General features: G+C 72.3%; 14 protein-coding genes. 3 read left to right on the forward strand and 11 right to left on the reverse strand.

The genetic code is table 11. The features are described from left to right. Nucleotides 1–32 precede the first annotated feature (32 nt). The 3 genes from ACZ69Q_RS17335 to pdhA are packed head-to-tail and all read right to left on the reverse strand — an operon-like array spanning nt 33 to nt 3,504. Nucleotides 33–1,367, reverse strand: coding sequence for a dihydrolipoamide acetyltransferase family protein (locus tag ACZ69Q_RS17335; RefSeq protein ID WP_471042251.1), 1,335 nt, complete (start codon nt 1,365–1,367; stop codon nt 33–35). Further along, on the reverse strand, nt 1,367–2,371 hold the full coding sequence (locus ACZ69Q_RS17340; protein ID WP_471042253.1) for an alpha-ketoacid dehydrogenase subunit beta: 1,005 nt from the start codon (nt 2,369–2,371) through the stop codon (nt 1,367–1,369). The genes ACZ69Q_RS17335 and ACZ69Q_RS17340 overlap by 1 nt, the downstream gene beginning before the upstream one ends. Beyond that, nucleotides 2,368–3,504, reverse strand: coding sequence for a pyruvate dehydrogenase (acetyl-transferring) E1 component subunit alpha (pdhA, locus tag ACZ69Q_RS17345; protein ID WP_471042254.1), 1,137 nt, complete (start codon nt 3,502–3,504; stop codon nt 2,368–2,370). Before pdhA ends, ACZ69Q_RS17340 begins: the two co-directional genes overlap by 4 nt. Nucleotides 3,505–3,694: 190 nt before the next feature. Here pdhA and ACZ69Q_RS17350 point away from each other — a divergent pair, with 190 nt between their 5' ends. Beyond that, nucleotides 3,695–4,180: an Lrp/AsnC family transcriptional regulator gene (locus ACZ69Q_RS17350; protein WP_471042650.1), complete on the forward strand. Its 486-nt coding sequence runs from the start codon at nt 3,695–3,697 to the stop codon at nt 4,178–4,180. A gap of 16 nt (nt 4,181–4,196) precedes the next feature. On the opposite strand, the gene ACZ69Q_RS17355 is transcribed toward ACZ69Q_RS17350, so the two are convergent. The 3 genes from ACZ69Q_RS17355 to ACZ69Q_RS17365 form a co-directional block, all read right to left on the reverse strand. Next, complete coding sequence (locus ACZ69Q_RS17355; RefSeq protein ID WP_471042256.1) at nt 4,197–4,499, reverse strand: hypothetical protein; 303 nt, start codon at nt 4,497–4,499, stop codon at nt 4,197–4,199. A gap of 96 nt (nt 4,500–4,595) precedes the next feature. Beyond that, a complete protein-coding gene (locus ACZ69Q_RS17360; RefSeq protein ID WP_471042258.1) occupies nt 4,596–5,186 on the reverse strand; it encodes a TetR/AcrR family transcriptional regulator in 591 nt (196 codons plus the stop codon). Continuing rightward, nucleotides 5,183–6,700, reverse strand: a complete 1,518-nt coding sequence (locus tag ACZ69Q_RS17365) for a 3-hydroxyacyl-CoA dehydrogenase (RefSeq protein WP_471042260.1) — start codon at nt 6,698–6,700, stop codon at nt 5,183–5,185. Before ACZ69Q_RS17365 ends, ACZ69Q_RS17360 begins: the two co-directional genes overlap by 4 nt. A gap of 160 nt (nt 6,701–6,860) precedes the next feature. Here ACZ69Q_RS17365 and paaN point away from each other — a divergent pair, with 160 nt between their 5' ends. After that, nucleotides 6,861–8,552: a phenylacetic acid degradation protein PaaN gene (paaN, locus tag ACZ69Q_RS17370; protein WP_471042262.1), complete on the forward strand. Its 1,692-nt coding sequence runs from the start codon at nt 6,861–6,863 to the stop codon at nt 8,550–8,552. Here paaN and ACZ69Q_RS17375 read toward each other — a convergent pair. The 3 genes from ACZ69Q_RS17375 to ACZ69Q_RS17385 are packed head-to-tail and all read right to left on the reverse strand — an operon-like array spanning nt 8,549 to nt 11,300. Continuing rightward, nucleotides 8,549–9,295 carry a TrmH family RNA methyltransferase gene (locus tag ACZ69Q_RS17375; RefSeq protein ID WP_471042264.1) on the reverse strand — a complete coding sequence of 249 codons (747 nt, stop codon included), beginning with the start codon at nt 9,293–9,295 and terminating at the stop codon, nt 8,549–8,551. The two genes, paaN and ACZ69Q_RS17375, sit on opposite strands and share 4 nt — an antisense overlap. Next, nucleotides 9,292–10,518, reverse strand: coding sequence for an HTTM domain-containing protein (locus ACZ69Q_RS17380; RefSeq protein WP_471042265.1), 1,227 nt, complete (start codon nt 10,516–10,518; stop codon nt 9,292–9,294). The genes ACZ69Q_RS17375 and ACZ69Q_RS17380 overlap by 4 nt, the downstream gene beginning before the upstream one ends. Further along, nucleotides 10,515–11,300, reverse strand: coding sequence for a DUF5819 family protein (locus ACZ69Q_RS17385; RefSeq protein ID WP_471042267.1), 786 nt, complete (start codon nt 11,298–11,300; stop codon nt 10,515–10,517). The genes ACZ69Q_RS17380 and ACZ69Q_RS17385 overlap by 4 nt, the downstream gene beginning before the upstream one ends. A gap of 203 nt (nt 11,301–11,503) precedes the next feature. Between ACZ69Q_RS17385 and ACZ69Q_RS17390 the strand changes: the two genes are divergently transcribed. Then, nucleotides 11,504–12,637 carry an acyl-CoA dehydrogenase family protein gene (locus ACZ69Q_RS17390; RefSeq protein WP_471042268.1) on the forward strand — a complete coding sequence of 378 codons (1,134 nt, stop codon included), beginning with the start codon at nt 11,504–11,506 and terminating at the stop codon, nt 12,635–12,637. 98 nt (nt 12,638–12,735) lie between these two features. Here the strand turns inward: ACZ69Q_RS17390 and ACZ69Q_RS17395 are convergent, their stop codons facing one another. Continuing rightward, nucleotides 12,736–13,083, reverse strand: a complete 348-nt coding sequence (locus ACZ69Q_RS17395) for a rhodanese-like domain-containing protein (protein WP_471042270.1) — start codon at nt 13,081–13,083, stop codon at nt 12,736–12,738. 86 nt (nt 13,084–13,169) lie between these two features. After that, nucleotides 13,170–14,126, reverse strand: a complete 957-nt coding sequence (locus ACZ69Q_RS17400; RefSeq protein WP_471042271.1) for a hypothetical protein — start codon at nt 14,124–14,126, stop codon at nt 13,170–13,172. Between the last annotated feature and the right edge of the window lie 438 nt (nt 14,127–14,564).

A 14,564-nucleotide genomic window follows, 5' to 3' on the forward strand; every position in this document is an offset into this window, starting at 1 on the left:
GTCGATGTGAACAGCCGACCGCGACGGCTGGGTCAGAGTGTGCGCAGCAGCACCGCCGGCTGTTCGACGCAGTCCGCCACGTACCGCAGGAAGCCGCCCGCCGTGCCGCCGTCGCAGACCCGGTGGTCGAAGGTGAGCGAGAGCTCGACGAGCTGGCGCACGGCCAGTTCGCCCTCGTGCACCCACGGCTTGGGGATGATGCGGCCGACGCCGAGCATGGCGGCCTCGGGGTGGTTGATGATCGGCGTGGAGCCGTCGACGCCGAATACGCCGTAGTTGTTCAACGTGAAGGTGCCGCCGGTGAGTTCCGCCGGGGTGAGGGTGCCCGTGCGGGCCGCCTCGGTCAGCCGGGCGAACTCCGCGGTCAGCGACTCCGCGTCCCGCGCGTGCGCGTCCCGCACCACCGGGACGACGAGTCCCCGCTCGGTCTGCGCGGCGAACCCGAGGTGCACCTGGTCGAGCTGGACGACCTCCCTGGCCTCCATGTCGACCGTGGAGTTGAGCTCGGGGAAGCGGGCCAGGGCGGCGGTGCAGATGCGGGCCAGCAGGGCCAGGAGGGAGATCTTCGGCCCTCCGGCGGCGTTCATCGCGGTCCGCGCCCGCATGAGCTCGGTCGCGTCGGCGTCCACCCAGCAGGTCGCGTCCGGGATCTCCCGGCGGCTGCGGGAGAGCTTGTCGGCGACGGCGCCGCGGACGCCCTTGAGGGGGGTGCGGATGCCGCCGGCGGGGGCGGAGGAGCGGACGGGGGCCGGAGCGGAGGGGGTCGCGGCGGGCGCCGGTGACGCGGTCGTCACGCGGGTGCGCGGCTCGGCCACCGGCTGCGTGGTCCGTCCGTGCACCTGGGCTGCCCGCAGCGCGTACTCGACGTCGGCCCGCAGGATCAGCCCGTCCGGCCCGGAGCCGTGCAGCTCCCGCAGGTCCAGGCCGTTCTGGCGGGCGAGGCGGCGCACCAGCGGGGAGATGACCGGTACGGGTCCTTCGGCGACCTCCTTCGCGACGGCACCTCCGTTGGCGGACACCGGCTCCCCCGGTCGCACCCTTCTGCGTCGCGCGGGCGCCTCCGAGGTGCCGTATCCCACCAGGACGTTCCCTGAGCCCTCGCTCTCGCCGGCGGCGGCCGGCGCGCCCACGGCCACCGTGATCAGCGGCGCCCCGACGGGCAGCTCGGTGCCCTCCTCGCCGAAGCGGGCCGTGACGACGCCGCCGTAGGGGCAGGGAACCTCGACCATCGCCTTGGCCGTCTCGACCTCGACGACCGGCTGGTCGATCGCGACGACGTCGCCGACCTGGACCAGCCAGCGCACGATCTCCGCCTCGGTGAGCCCCTCCCCGAGGTCGGGGAGCTTGAACTCGAGCACCTGTGCCATCAGCTCTCGGCCTCCCACTGCAGACGCCCCACGGCGTCCAGGATCCGGTCCACGCCGGGCAGGTGGTGACGCTCCACCATCGGCGGCGGATAGGGGATGTCGAACCCGGCCACGCGCAGCACCGGCGCCTCCAGGTGGTGGAAGCAGCGCTCCGTGACCCGGGCCGCGATCTCCCCTCCCGGTCCGCCGAACCCGCCCGACTCGTGTACGACGACCGCACGTCCGGTCCGCCGTACCGAGGCGGTGACCGTCTCGTCGTCGAACGGCACCAGCGAGCGCAGGTCGACGACCTCCAGGTCCCAGCCCTCCTCCCGCGCCGCCTCGGCGGCTTCGAGGCAGACGGGCACGGACGGTCCGTACGTGATGAGCGTGGCGCTCCGGCCGGAGCGCCGCACCACCGCGCGGCCGATCGGTTCAACGCTCTGCGGGTCCTCCGGGTTCCAGGAGTCCTTCGACCAGTACAGCCGCTTGGGCTCCAGGAAGACGACCGGGTCGTCGGAGGCGATGGAGGCGCGCAGCAGCCCGTAGGCGTCGGCGACGGTGGCGGGCGTGACGACATGGAGCCCCGGAGTCGCCATGTAGTACGCCTCGGACGAGTCGCTGTGGTGCTCGACGCCGCCGATGCCGCCGCCGTAGGGCACACGGATGGTGATCGGGAGCGGCATCCTGCCGCGGGTGCGGTTGCGCATGCGCGCGACGTGCGAGATGAGCTGCTCGAACGCCGGGTAGGCGAAGGCGTCGAACTGCATCTCCACGACCGGGCGCAGGCCGTACATGGCCATGCCGACGGCCGTGCCGAGGATGCCCGCCTCGGCCAGCGGGGTGTCGGTGCAGCGGTCCTCGCCGAACTCCTTGGCGAGGCCGTCGGTGACGCGGAAGACGCCGCCGAGGGTGCCGACGTCCTCGCCCATGACGTGCACGGACGGGTCGGCGGCCATGGCGTCGCGCAGCGCGCGCGTGAGGGCCTGCGCCATGGTGGCCGGCTTGACGGCGACGGTGGTCATCGGTGCGGCCCTTCGGACTCGGCGTGCAGCTCCGCCTGCAACTGGGCGCGCTGTTCGCGCAGTTGCGGGGTGGGCTCGGCGTAGACGTGGTCGAACAGGTCCATCGGGTCGAGCGCCGGGTCCTGGTTCATGCGTTCGCGCAGGTCGGCGGCCATGGCCTCGGCGGCGTCGCGTGCGGCCTGCCGGCCGGCGTCGTCGATCAGGCCCCGCTCGGTCAGCTCGTGCTCAAGGAGCGCGATCGGGTCGTGCCCGCGCCAGGTCTCCACCTCGGAGTCGCCGCGGTAGCGGGTCGCGTCGTCGGCGTTGGTGTGGGCGTCGATGCGGTAGGTGATCGCCTCGATCAGGGTGGGACCACCGCCCGCGCGGGCGTGCCGTACGGCGTCGGCGAGCACCTCGTGCACGGCGGCCGCGTCGTTGCCGTCGACCAGGCGGCCGGGCATGCCGTAGCCGACGGCCTTGTGGGCCAGCGACGGGGCCGCGGTCTGCTTGGCGAGCGGGACGGAGATGGCGAAGCCGTTGTTCTGGACCAGGAAGACGACCGGCGCCTGCCATACGGCGGCGAAGTTCAGCGCCTCGTGGAAGTCGCCCTCGCTGGTGCCGCCGTCGCCGACCATGGCGAGCGCGACCACGTCGTCGCCCTTGAGGCGGGCGGCGTGGGCGAGGCCGACGGCGTGCGGAAGCTGGGTGGCGAGCGGCGTGCACAGGGGGGCCACGCGGTGCTCGTGCGGGTCGTAGCCGGTGTGCCAGTCGCCGCGCAGCAGGGTCAGGGCCTCGACGGGGTCCACGCCGCGTGCGACCGCCGCGAGGGTGTCGCGGTAGCTCGGGAAGAGCCAGTCGCGCTCCTCGAGGGCGAGTGCGGCGGCGACCTCGCAGGCCTCCTGGCCGGTGCTGGACGGGTAGACGGCGAGGCGGCCCTGCTTGGTGAGCGCGGTCGCCTGCGTGTTGTACCTACGGCCCCGCACCAGCTCGGCGTAGAGCCGGCGCAGCAGGTCGGGGTCGGCCTTCGCGGCCGCCTCCGTCCCGAGGACGCGGTAGGGCTCTGCGTCGGGCAGCAGCGGCGCGGGGTCCATACGGGGCTGCCAGGCGGGTGGCGGCGATGGCCGATACGCGCCTCGCTGCTCCATGACCGTCATGACGGCACCTCCTCGTGGGAGTGGCTACGGGAGGCGCAGCTCCTGTGATGCGCCTCACCTACCGATTGTTCGGTCGTCGGCACATTTTGGCTACAGGCCCCCTGAGGCTGTGGACAAACGGTTCTCCACAGCCTCCAATGAACGCAGTACGTCCACGGAAGGAAGGTGGGGGGACATGGCGCCTGAACAAATGGCCGAGAGCCCGGACGACGGCGTCCCGCTGCCGCCCGCCCGGCCACTCGACGCCATAGATCAGGACATCATCCAGATGCTCCAGGCGGACGGCCGCGCGTCGATACGGTCCGTGGCCGAGCGGGTCCATGTCTCGCGCGCCAACGCCTACTCCCGCATCAACCGCCTCATCGAGGACGGTGTCATCCGCGGTTTCGGCGCCCGCGTCAACCATGAACGCGCAGGCCAGGGCACATCCGCGTACATCACCTTGAAGATCGTCCAGAACTCCTGGCGCACGGTGCGCGAACAGCTCCGCCAGCTCCCCGGCGCCTCGCACATCGCCCTCGTGGGCGGCGACTTCGACGTGCTGCTCCTGGTGCACACCCCCGACAACCGCGCCCTGCGCGAGCTGGTCCTCACCCGCCTCCAGGCGATCCCCGAGGTGCTCAGCAGCCGCACGCTGCTGGTGTTCGAGGAGGAGGACCTGGAGCCGCAGGGCTGAGCCCGGCCGACGCCGGTCAGCCCGAGACCATCACCGCGGCGATCAGCACCATCAGCAGCAACGGAAGCAGCGCGCACACCACCGCGGCCGTGGCCACCGTGGTGCGCAGCATCCGCGCCGACCGGCGCCGGGGGATCAGCCAGGCGAGCGCGAGCAGGACGAACGCCCAGCCGGCCACCCCGCCGAGAACGCCGATGAGATTCGCGCCCCACAGGGTGTACTCCCACGCGAGCACAGGCAGCCCGAGCAGGGTGGCGACGATCGGCGCGCGCCACCACCGCGCGTCACCGGTCGGCGGCGGCATGTCGTTGTGGACCATGCGTCAGAGTCCACCAGCCGCAAACCCCCGGGGCGTCGGGGGACGTACTCACGCGGCCACGCGCGCGTACTCAGGCCCACGACGCATCGCGCGTACTCAGCCCTCCTGGCGCAGTCCCCCGAAGACCAGCCGCACCACGGTGTCCGCGACCTCGCGTTCGTTCATGCCGCGGCCGTCCGGTCGGTACCACTCCACGATCGAGTTGACCATGCCGAAGACGAGCCGGGTCGCCAGCCGCACCTCCACGTCGGCGCGCACCTCGCCCTCGGCGGCGGCTGCCTTGAGCAGTGCGGCGACCTGGTGGTCGAAGTCCCGGCGCCGCTCCAGGGCCCAGCGCTCGGTGTCGGTGTTGCCGCGCACCCGCAGCAGCAGCGTGACGTACGGCAGCTCGGCTATGAGCACCTCGACCATGCGCCGCACGACGTACTCCAGCCGGTCCGCGGCGTGCCCCACGCGTGCGTGCTCCTCGTCGAGGATGCCGAAGAGCCCGTCGAGGGCACGGCTGACGGCACGGCGCAGCAGCTCCTCCTTGCCCGTGACGTGGTGGTAGATCGACGACTTGGAGATGCCGGCCGCCCTGGACAGGTGCTCCATGGAGGTGCCGTCGTAGCCGCGTTCGTTGAAGACCTGCACGGCGACGGAGAGCAGCGTCTCGGGGGTGTACGTGTCGCGCTTGGCGGTGGTCATGAGGTGCTGCCCTCCCGCTTGTCGGAGGCGTACGCGTGGCGGTAGAGCGCGAGGGACGGGGCGTAGCGGCCGGAGGGCTCGCGCACGTGCAGCTCGTCCAGCACGTCGTAGGCCCAGCCGCGCCCGAGGCGGCGGCTCCATTCGAAGGGCCCCAGGGGGTAGTTGACGCCGAGCCGCATCGCGGTGTCGATGTCCTCCACGGTGGCCACACCCTTGGCGACGGCGTCGTGCGCCAGGTCGACGATCCGGGCGACCGTGCGGGCGACGATCATGCCGGGGACGTCGCCGATGACGCTGACGTCCTTGCCGAGCGCCTGGAAGAGGCCGATGGCCTCGGTGAGGGTCTGCGGCGCGGTGTCCTGGGAGGCGGACAGGGCGATCCGGGTGGCGCGGCGGTAGTCGACGGCGAGGTCGAAGTAGACGACGTCCCGGAACTCCACCGACGTCTGGCCGTCGGCGAGCGCCAGTTGGCCGCCGCTGGGCAGCACCAGACGCGTGCCGTGGTCCTCTTCCTCCTCGCGCACCGGGATGCCCGCCTCGCGGATCAGCGACAGGAGCTCGGAGGCGGGGCCCAGGTCGCCCTCGGCGACGACGTAGGCGGGCTGCTGCTGCTTGTCAGCGGTGTGCGGCTCGTCCCGCTCGGCGTCCTCCGCGTAGTCGTACCAGCCGTGCCCGCTCTTGCGGCCGAGCCGGCCGGACTCCACCAGGCGGCGCTGGGCGAGCGAGGGCGTGAAGCGCACGTCGTGGAAGAAGGCCTGCCACACGGAGTGCGTGACGGACTCGTTGACGTCCTGCCCGATGAGGTCGGTGAGCTCGAAGGCGCCCATCTTGAAGCCGCCGCACTCGCGCAGCACCGCGTCGATGGTGGCCGGATCCGCTCCTTGCGCCTCGTAGACCGCGAAGGCCTCGGCGTAGAAGGGCCGGGCGATGCGGTTGACGATGAAGCCGGGGGTGTCGGCGCAGGCGACCGGCGTCTTGCCCCACGCGCGTGCCGTCTCGTACGCGCGCGTGGCGGACGTGACGTCGGTGGCGAACCCGGAGACGACCTCGACCAGCGGCAGCAGCGGCGCGGGGTTGAAGAAGTGCAGGCCGACGAAGCGGCCAGGGTTCGCGAGGGCGCCGCCGATGGCCGTGACCGACAGGGACGAGGTGTTGGTGGCGAGCAGGCAGTCCTCGTCGACGACGCCCTCCAGCTCGCGGAAAAGCTCCTGTTTGACGTCGAGGCGCTCCAGGACGGCCTCGACGACCAGGGCGCAGTCCGCGAGCTCGGCGAGGGACTCGGCGGGCAGCAGCCGGGCGCGGGCCGCGTCGCGGTCGGCGCCGGTGAGGCGGTCCTTGGCGACGAGCCGGTCCAGGCGGACGCCGATCGCGTCCGCCGCCGCCTGCGCCCGCCCGGGAACGGTGTCGTACAGCCGTACGGGATGGCCGGCGATCAACGCGACCTGGGCGATGCCCTGGCCCATGGTGCCGGTGCCGACGACGGCCACGGGGCTGCTGAGGTCGAGAGCTGTCATGTGCGCGATCCTCCCGCACGGGGTTTTCCACAGATGCGGCGGACCCCCTTGAACCGACCGATCGTTCGGTTACTCTAACTCTGTCTGGCTGTTCCTGCCCATGTTTCTGCCCAGGTCATGAGCTCGACGGAGAGCTCTGGAATCGAGGAGTTGGTCCCGCATGGCCGCCGAACTGACCGCCCACGAGCTGATCGCCAAGCACCGGCCCACCCTCGACCAGGCGCTGGAAGCAATCCGTACACGCGCGTACTGGTCACCGCACCCCGAGCACCCCAAGGCCTACGGCGAGAACGGCAGCCTGGACGCGGCAGCGGGCAAGGCCGCCTTCGACGCCCTCCTGGGAGGCCGCCTCGACCTCGGCCAGCCCGGCACCGACGACTGGGTGGGCGGCGAGACGTCCCCGTACGGCATCGAGCTGGGCGTCGAGTACCCGCACGCGGACATCGACACGCTGCTGCCCGCCATGCAGGCCGGCCGGCGCGCGTGGCGCGACGCGGGCGCGGAGATGCGCGCGGTGGTGTGTCTGGAGATCCTCAAGCGGATCAGCGACCGGACGCACGAGTTCGCGCACGCGGTCATGCACACCTCCGGCCAGGCCTTCATGATGGCCTTCCAGGCGGGCGGCCCGCACGCCCAGGACCGCGGCCTGGAGGCGGTGGCGTACGCCTACGTCGAGCAGGTCCGCACCCCCGACACCGCGGAGTGGACCAAGCCGCAGGGCAAGCGCGACCCGCTCGCCCTGACCAAGCAGTTCACGCCGGTCCCGCGCGGGACCGCCCTGGTCATCGGCTGCAACACCTTCCCGACGTGGAACGGCTACCCGGGCCTGTTCGCCTCCCTCGCCACCGGCAACCCGGTCCTGGTCAAGCCCCACCCGCGCGCGGTGCTGCCGCTCGCGCTCACCGTGCAGGTCGCGCGCGAGGTCCTCGCCGAGGCGGGCTTCGACGCGAACCTGGTCGCGCTCGCCGCAGAGCGGCCCGGCGAGGGCATCGCCAAGGCCCTGGCCACCCGCCCCGAGATCCGGATCATCGACTACACCGGCTCGACCGTGTTCGGCGACTGGCTGGAGACCAACGCCCGCCAGGCGCAGGTCTACACGGAGAAGGCCGGCGTCAACACGGTGATCGTCGACTCCACCGACAACTACAAGGGGATGCTCTCCAACCTGGCCTTCTCGCTGTCCCTGTACAGCGGCCAGATGTGCACCACCCCGCAGAACCTGCTCATCCCCCGCGACGGCATCCGCACCGACGAGGGTCCGCGGACCTTCGACGAGGTCGTCGCCGACCTCGCCCGCGCGGTCGACGGCCTCCTCGGCGACGACGCCCGCGCGAACGCGCTGCTCGGCGCGATCGTCAATCCGGACGTCAAGGCACGCCTGGAAGCCGCGGCCGGGCTCGGCGAAGTCGCCCTCGCCTCACGGGAGATCGCCAACCCCGAGTTCCCGGACGCGGTCGTACGCACGCCGGTGATCGTGAAGCTGGACGGCGCCAAGCCGGACGACGAGGCGGCGTACATGAGCGAGTGCTTCGGGCCGGTGTCCTTCGCCGTGGCGATGGACTCGGCCGCCGACGCGGTGGAGCTGCTACGGCGCACGGTGCGCGACAAGGGCGCGATGACGGTCGGCGCGTACACCACCGACGACGAGGTCGAGGGCGCGATTCAGGAGGTGTGCCTGGAAGAGGCGGCCCAGCTCTCGCTGAACCTCACGGGCGGGGTGTACGTCAACCAGACGGCCGCGTTCTCCGACTTCCACGGGTCGGGCGGCAACCCGGCGGCCAACTCCGCGCTGTGCGACGGGGCGTTCGTGGCCAACCGGTTCCGGGTTGTCGAGGTGCGTCGGGAGGCCTAGGCCCGCGGAGCGCCCCCGGAGAGACTCCAGTGGTACAGCGTCATCGCCACGCTCGTCGCCAAGTTATAGCTGGAGACCTGGGGGCGCATCGGCAGGGACAGCAAGTGGTCGGTGCGTGCGCGCAGTTCGGCCGACAGGCCGCTGCGCTCCGATCCGAAGGCGAGGACGGCGTCGTCCGGGAGCTTCACGCCCCGGATGTCGTCGCCCTCCGGATCGAGCGCGAACAGCGGGCCGGGGGGCAGCTCGGGCACCGTCAGCCGCTCCACGACCGTCGCGAAGTGCAGGCCCGCACCGCCGCGTACGACCGTGGGGTGCCAGGGGTCGAGGGTGCCGGTGGTGACCACGCCGGTCGCGCCGAAACCGGCGGCCAGGCGGATCACGGCGCCCGCGTTGCCGAGGTTGCGGGGGTTGTCGAGGACCACGACCGGGGCGGTGCGCGGGGTGTGCGCCAGCTTTTCGAGGCCGGCGGCGCGGGGCGGCCGTACGGCCAGGGCGGCCACCGCCGTGGGGTGCGGGCGCGGCACCAGAGACGTGTACGTCGACTCGGGGACCTCGGTCAGCAGCGCGTCCAGGGCGTCCCGTACGTCCGGGGCCAGCTCGTCGGCGAGGGCCAGCGCGGCCTCCCGGTCCACGGCCACCGCGAGCGGGACCTCGGCGCCGAAGCGCACGGCGTGCTTGAGGGCGTGGAAGCCGTCGAGCAGGACGGAGGTCCCGGCGAGCCGGTTCCAGGAGGTCACGGTCATGCCGAAGAGCCTACGTGCGCGTGCTCGGGGTTCTCGGGCGTGCGCGGTGCCGGAGGCTTCATCGGGTCGTCGCCGCGCCGCACCAGAGCGGCCAGCCGGCCACGCGCGCGTGCGGCCCGGTCGCCGAGACGGCGCAGGAAAGACGTCGGCAGGAAGACCGCGTCCGCCGCGATCATCGCCAGGGAGAAGAACGGCAGGCCGAGGACGACCGCGATCACGGCGTGCTCGGTGATCATCGCGGCGAGCAGGACGTTCTTGACCCGCCGGTTGAACAGCGTGAAGGGGAAGGCGACCTGCACCAGGACCGTGCCGTAGGTGATCAGCATGACCATGGTGCCGCTGGACGACAGCACGTCGGCGAGCGCGGGCCAGGGCGAGAAGTAGTCGAGGTGCAGCGGGTAGTAGACGGCGGTGCCGTCCTGCCAGCGCGAACCCTGGATCTTGTACCAGCCGGCGGTCGCGTAGATCAGACACGCCTCGGCCATGATCACCAGCAGGGCGCCGTTGTGCACGACGTTGCCGATGACGTCCAGCAGGATGCGGGGCTCCGCGGTCCGCGCGCGGCGGCCCACGATCCACCACACGGCCGGGGCGAGCCAGCCGATCCACAGGATCACCGGCACGGTCAGGTCGCCGTCGAGCCGGCCCGCCGCGGTCACCGCGACCAGCACGAACCCGGACACACCCCACAGGACCGGGCCCACCCGGTCCGGCGCCACGCGCTCGCCACGCGCGCGTGCCCCGGGCGTCGACCGTGACCGGCGCTCGTCCAGCGACCAGACCTGACCGCAGCGCGTGAAGACGAGATAGACGCACATCAGGTGCAGGACGTTGTCGCCGCCGTCGCCCATGAAGATGGAGCGGTTCTGGAGCGAGAGCACGCCCACCATGAACAGCACGGACATCGCGCGGGTACGCCAGCCGATCAGCAGCAGCACGCTGGTCAGGACGGCGAAGACGTACACCGTCTCGAACCAGAACGCGCCGCGGAACCAGATCAGCGCGGTGAAGGAGCCGTTCGTGCCGATGAGCTGCTGGGCGAGGTCGAAGTCCCAGGGACCGTCGGGGCCGTACAGCTCCTGGCGGTGCGGGAACTCGCGCAGCAGGAACAGCAGCCAGGTCGCGGACAGGCCGATGCGGATCACGGCCGTCTGGTACGGACCGAGGGCGGACTCCGTGACGCGGGCGATGGCGGAGGAGACCGCGAGGGCGAAGCGGTTCACCGCGTCCCTCCCGTGCCCGTCCCGGCCGCTTCGGCGCCGGCCCGGTCCTCCGGGACCGACCACCACGGCAGGACTCGATAGCTCGGCTTGTTCGAGATCTGCTCCTCGCTCCACTTCGGCGGGGGCACATTGGTGGTGCGCGAGCGGACCTGGACGCGTTCGACGACGCCGCCCTCGCCGGCCGCGTCCCCGCGGTCGAGCCGCAGCTCCACTATGCGCCGCAGATACGTCTCGGACAGGGCACCCCGCAGGCCCACGGGACGGTTCGCGGTGTCGTGCGTGGCGACGAAGAAGTCCCAGGCCCGGCGCAGCTCGTTCTGCTGGGTGTGGCTGGGCAGCAGATTGCCGTCGATGGCCTCGCCGTCCTGGGCGGACAGGTCGTACCAGCCGGTCGTGCGCGTGCCGCCGCCGGCCGTGCCGACCTGGGCCCTGACCTGCACCGCGATGTTCTGCTGCAGCGGGTTCGGGGCGAACAGCTTCCAGTTCTGCTCGAACTCCGGGTATATCCAGTCGTCGATCGCCTGGCCGTGCGCCTTGGTGACCGTGTTCGGCGGGGCGACGTGCAGAAAGACCATCCCCGTGTGGACACAGACGACGATGGCCACCACCGCGACGGCCAGCGCGGCGCAGATCTGGTACCGCAGGGACAGGGCGGCCACGCCGGCACGGGGTTCCGGTTCGGGTGCGGGCGGCGGGTCGGCGGGCGCAGCGGGCTGCGGCACGGCGTGCGGCTCCCGGTCCGGCTCATGCCGGGCGGCCGAGCCTGCGTCGTACGCGTCCATCCTGCCCCGATTCCCGATTCCGGTCCGTCCTGCCTCAGCGCTCGCACGGGAACGGTACTCAGGCTGACCCGCCGGGCACAGCCCCTGCCGTGCCGCCGTTGCCCACACCTTACGGGGGTGCCGACGGGACCATTCCCTTCTTCTAGAACCTGTTCTATCTTGACGCACCGTCAGATCGCCGTGCGTGTGGAAGGGCAGGGACCGTGGACTTCACCTTCTCCGAGGAGCAGCAGGCGGCGGCCGAGGCGGCGCGCGGAGTGTTCGCCGGGGTCGCACCGGACGCGGTGCCCTCTCCCGCGCTCACCCCGGGCGCCGTCGCCGACACCTTCGACCGCCCGCTGTGGGGCCGGCTCGCGGACGCGGACCTGCTGAGCCTGCTCCTGTCGCAGGAGTACGGCGGCGCGGGCCTCGACGCCGTCGCACTGTGCCAGGTGCTGCGCGAATCGGCGAAGGTACTGGCCCGGGTGCCGCTCCTCGAGAGCAGCGCCGCGGCGGCCGTCGTCCAGGCGTACGGCGGCCCGGAACTGAAGGCCGACCTGCTGACGCGCGCCGGGCGCGGCGAGCTCGTGCTGACGGTCGCCGCGCACGGCCGCACCGGCCACGACCCGGCCGAGCTCGCCACGACCGCCCGGCGCGACGGCTCCGGGTGGCTGCTGGACGGGGTGCAGACCGCGGTGGCCTGGGCGTACGACGCCGATCTCGTCGCCGTTCCGGCCCGTACGGACGCGGACCTGACCGTCCTCGCGCTGGTGCCCCGCGATGCCGAGGGGGTCTCGCTCGCCGAGCAGTTCTCGACCAGCGGGGAGAGGCTGGCGGAGCTGCGGCTGGAGTCGGTGCGGCTGGCGGCGCGGCACGTCATCGACACCGAGGGGGCGTGGGAGTGGCTGCGCGAGCTGCTCGCCACGGGCACGTGTGCGCTGGCGCTCGGGCTGGGGGAGCGGGTGCTGGCGATGACGTCCGAGTACGCGAGCAAGCGGGAGCAGTTCGGGCATCCGATCGCCACGTTCCAGGCGGTCGCGGTGCAGTCCGCCGACCGCTACATCGACCTGCGCGCGATGGAGGCCACCCTGTGGCAGGCCGCCTGGCGCATCACCTCGGGGGCATCAGGGGCGCTGCCCGCCGCCGGGGACGTGGCCGTGGCCAAGATCTGGGCCTCGGAGGGCGTACGGCGGATCGTGCAGACGGCCCAGCACCTGCACGGCGGCTTCGGCGCCGACGTCGACTATCCGCTGCACCGGTACCACGCCTGGGCAAAGCACCTGGAACTGGCGCTCGGCCCGGCAGCGGCGCACGAGGAGGCGCTGGGAGATCTGCTCGCCGCGCATCCGCTGGCCTGACTTGCGGATGCCGGGTGCTCCGGAGCACCCGGCCGAGGTGACCCGCGGCCGCGGGAGCCGTGCAGCACGTGGTCGGACCGACCGCGGACGCCGATGCCCTACAGCACGTACCCGGGCTGACCCTCGTCGGTCACGACGGGACGTCCGGCCGCCGCCCACACCTGCATGCCGCCGTCGACGTTCACGGCGTCGATGCCCTGCTGGACCAGGTACATCGCGACCTGTGCCGAGCGGCCGCCGGAACGGCAGATCACGTTGACGCGGCCGTCCTGCGGGGCGGCCTCGGTCAGCTCGCCATAGCGGGCCACGAACTCGCTGATGGGGATGTGCAGTGCGCCTTCGGCGTGGCCCGCCTGCCATTCGTCGTCCTCACGGACGTCCAGGAGGAAGTCGTCGGCCTTGAGGTCGGTGACCTCGACGGTGGGTACGCCTGATCCGAGATGCATGGAGTCGACGCTACCTGACGGGTTCGGGTTGGTCGCAGGCTCCGCACTTCTACGCAGCCCCGTGCCCTTGGGCGATGCCCGTGCCCCTACCCGAGCAGTGCCGCCAGTTCCGCTTCCCTCGCCGCCACCTGGGCCAGGAGCTGGTCGGCGATCTCGTCCAGGAGGCGGTCCGGGTCGTCCGGGGCGAGGCGGAGCATCGCGCCGATCGCGCTCTCCTCCAGGTCCTTCGCGACCAGGGTGAGCATCTCCTTGCGCTGGGCCAGCCATTCGAGCCGGGCGTAGAGCTCCTCGCTGGGGGTCGGGCCCTGCTCCTTGGGCGCGGGTCCCGCGGCCCACTCCGTGGCCAGCTCCCGCAGCAGGGCCTCGTCCCCACGGGCGTAGGCGGCGTTGACGCGGGTGATGAACTCCTCACGCCTGGCCCGCTCGGCCTCTTCCTGCGCGAGATCGGGGTGGGCCTTGCGGGCCAGCTCGCGGTAGAGCTTGCGGGCCTCGTCGCTCGGGCGCACCCGCTGCGGGGGCCGTACCGGCTGCTCCGTGAGCATCGCCGCGGCCTCCGGGAACAGCCCTTCGCCGTCCATCCAGCCGTGGAACAGCTCCTCGACACCGGGCATCGGCATCACCCGGGCGCGGGCCTCGTCGGCCTTGCGGATGTCCTCGGGGTCACCGGTACGGGCGGCGACGACCTCGGCGATCCGGGCGTCGAGCTCGTCGAGGCGGGTGTACATCGGGCCGAGCTTCTGGTGGTGCAGCCGGGAGAAGTTGTCCACCTCGACCCGGAAGGTCTCCACCGCGATCTCGTACTCGATCAGCGCCTGCTCGGCGGCCCGCACGGCCCGCTCCAACCGCGCCTCGGGCCGCTCGGCCGGTTCTTCCGGCGACTCCTCGGCTTCCGCTGCCGACTCCACAGCTTCTTCCGCCGCCTCGTCGGCCGTCACCCGTGCCTCACCACCCTGCTCGGCTCCGCCGACGGGCACCTCGGCACCGCCCTGCGCCCCCTCACCAGCGGGCTCGGCCTGGGACTGCTCAGCTTCCGGCGTCATCACCCGCCCAGCGTAGGCCACACCGGTCCCGACCCCACGAACACCGGCACCGCCCCGGACTCCGGGCCAGCGACACGGCCCCGTCCGCCGACCGCTCTTTCGAAGGAGGCACCCGTCACACGCCCATCTCGGCCGCGATCCGCCCGCCGGGCACCGCCGTCACGAGTACGGACTCGGGGCCGGCGACACTGCCCCTCCACCCGCCGCCCCCACAAGGGAGGCGTCCATCACATGCCCATCTCCGCCACGATCCGCCCCTCCGGCACCTCCGTCACGAGTACCGACTCAGGGCCGACGACACGACCCCTCCGCCCACCACCCCCACAAGGAAGGCGTCCATCACACGCCCATCTCCGCCACGATCCGCCCCTCCGGCACCTCCGTCACGAGTACCGACTCAGGGCCGACGACACGACCCCTCCGCCCACCACCCCCACAAGG

The organism is Streptomyces sp. NPDC036764 (assembly GCF_055609385.1).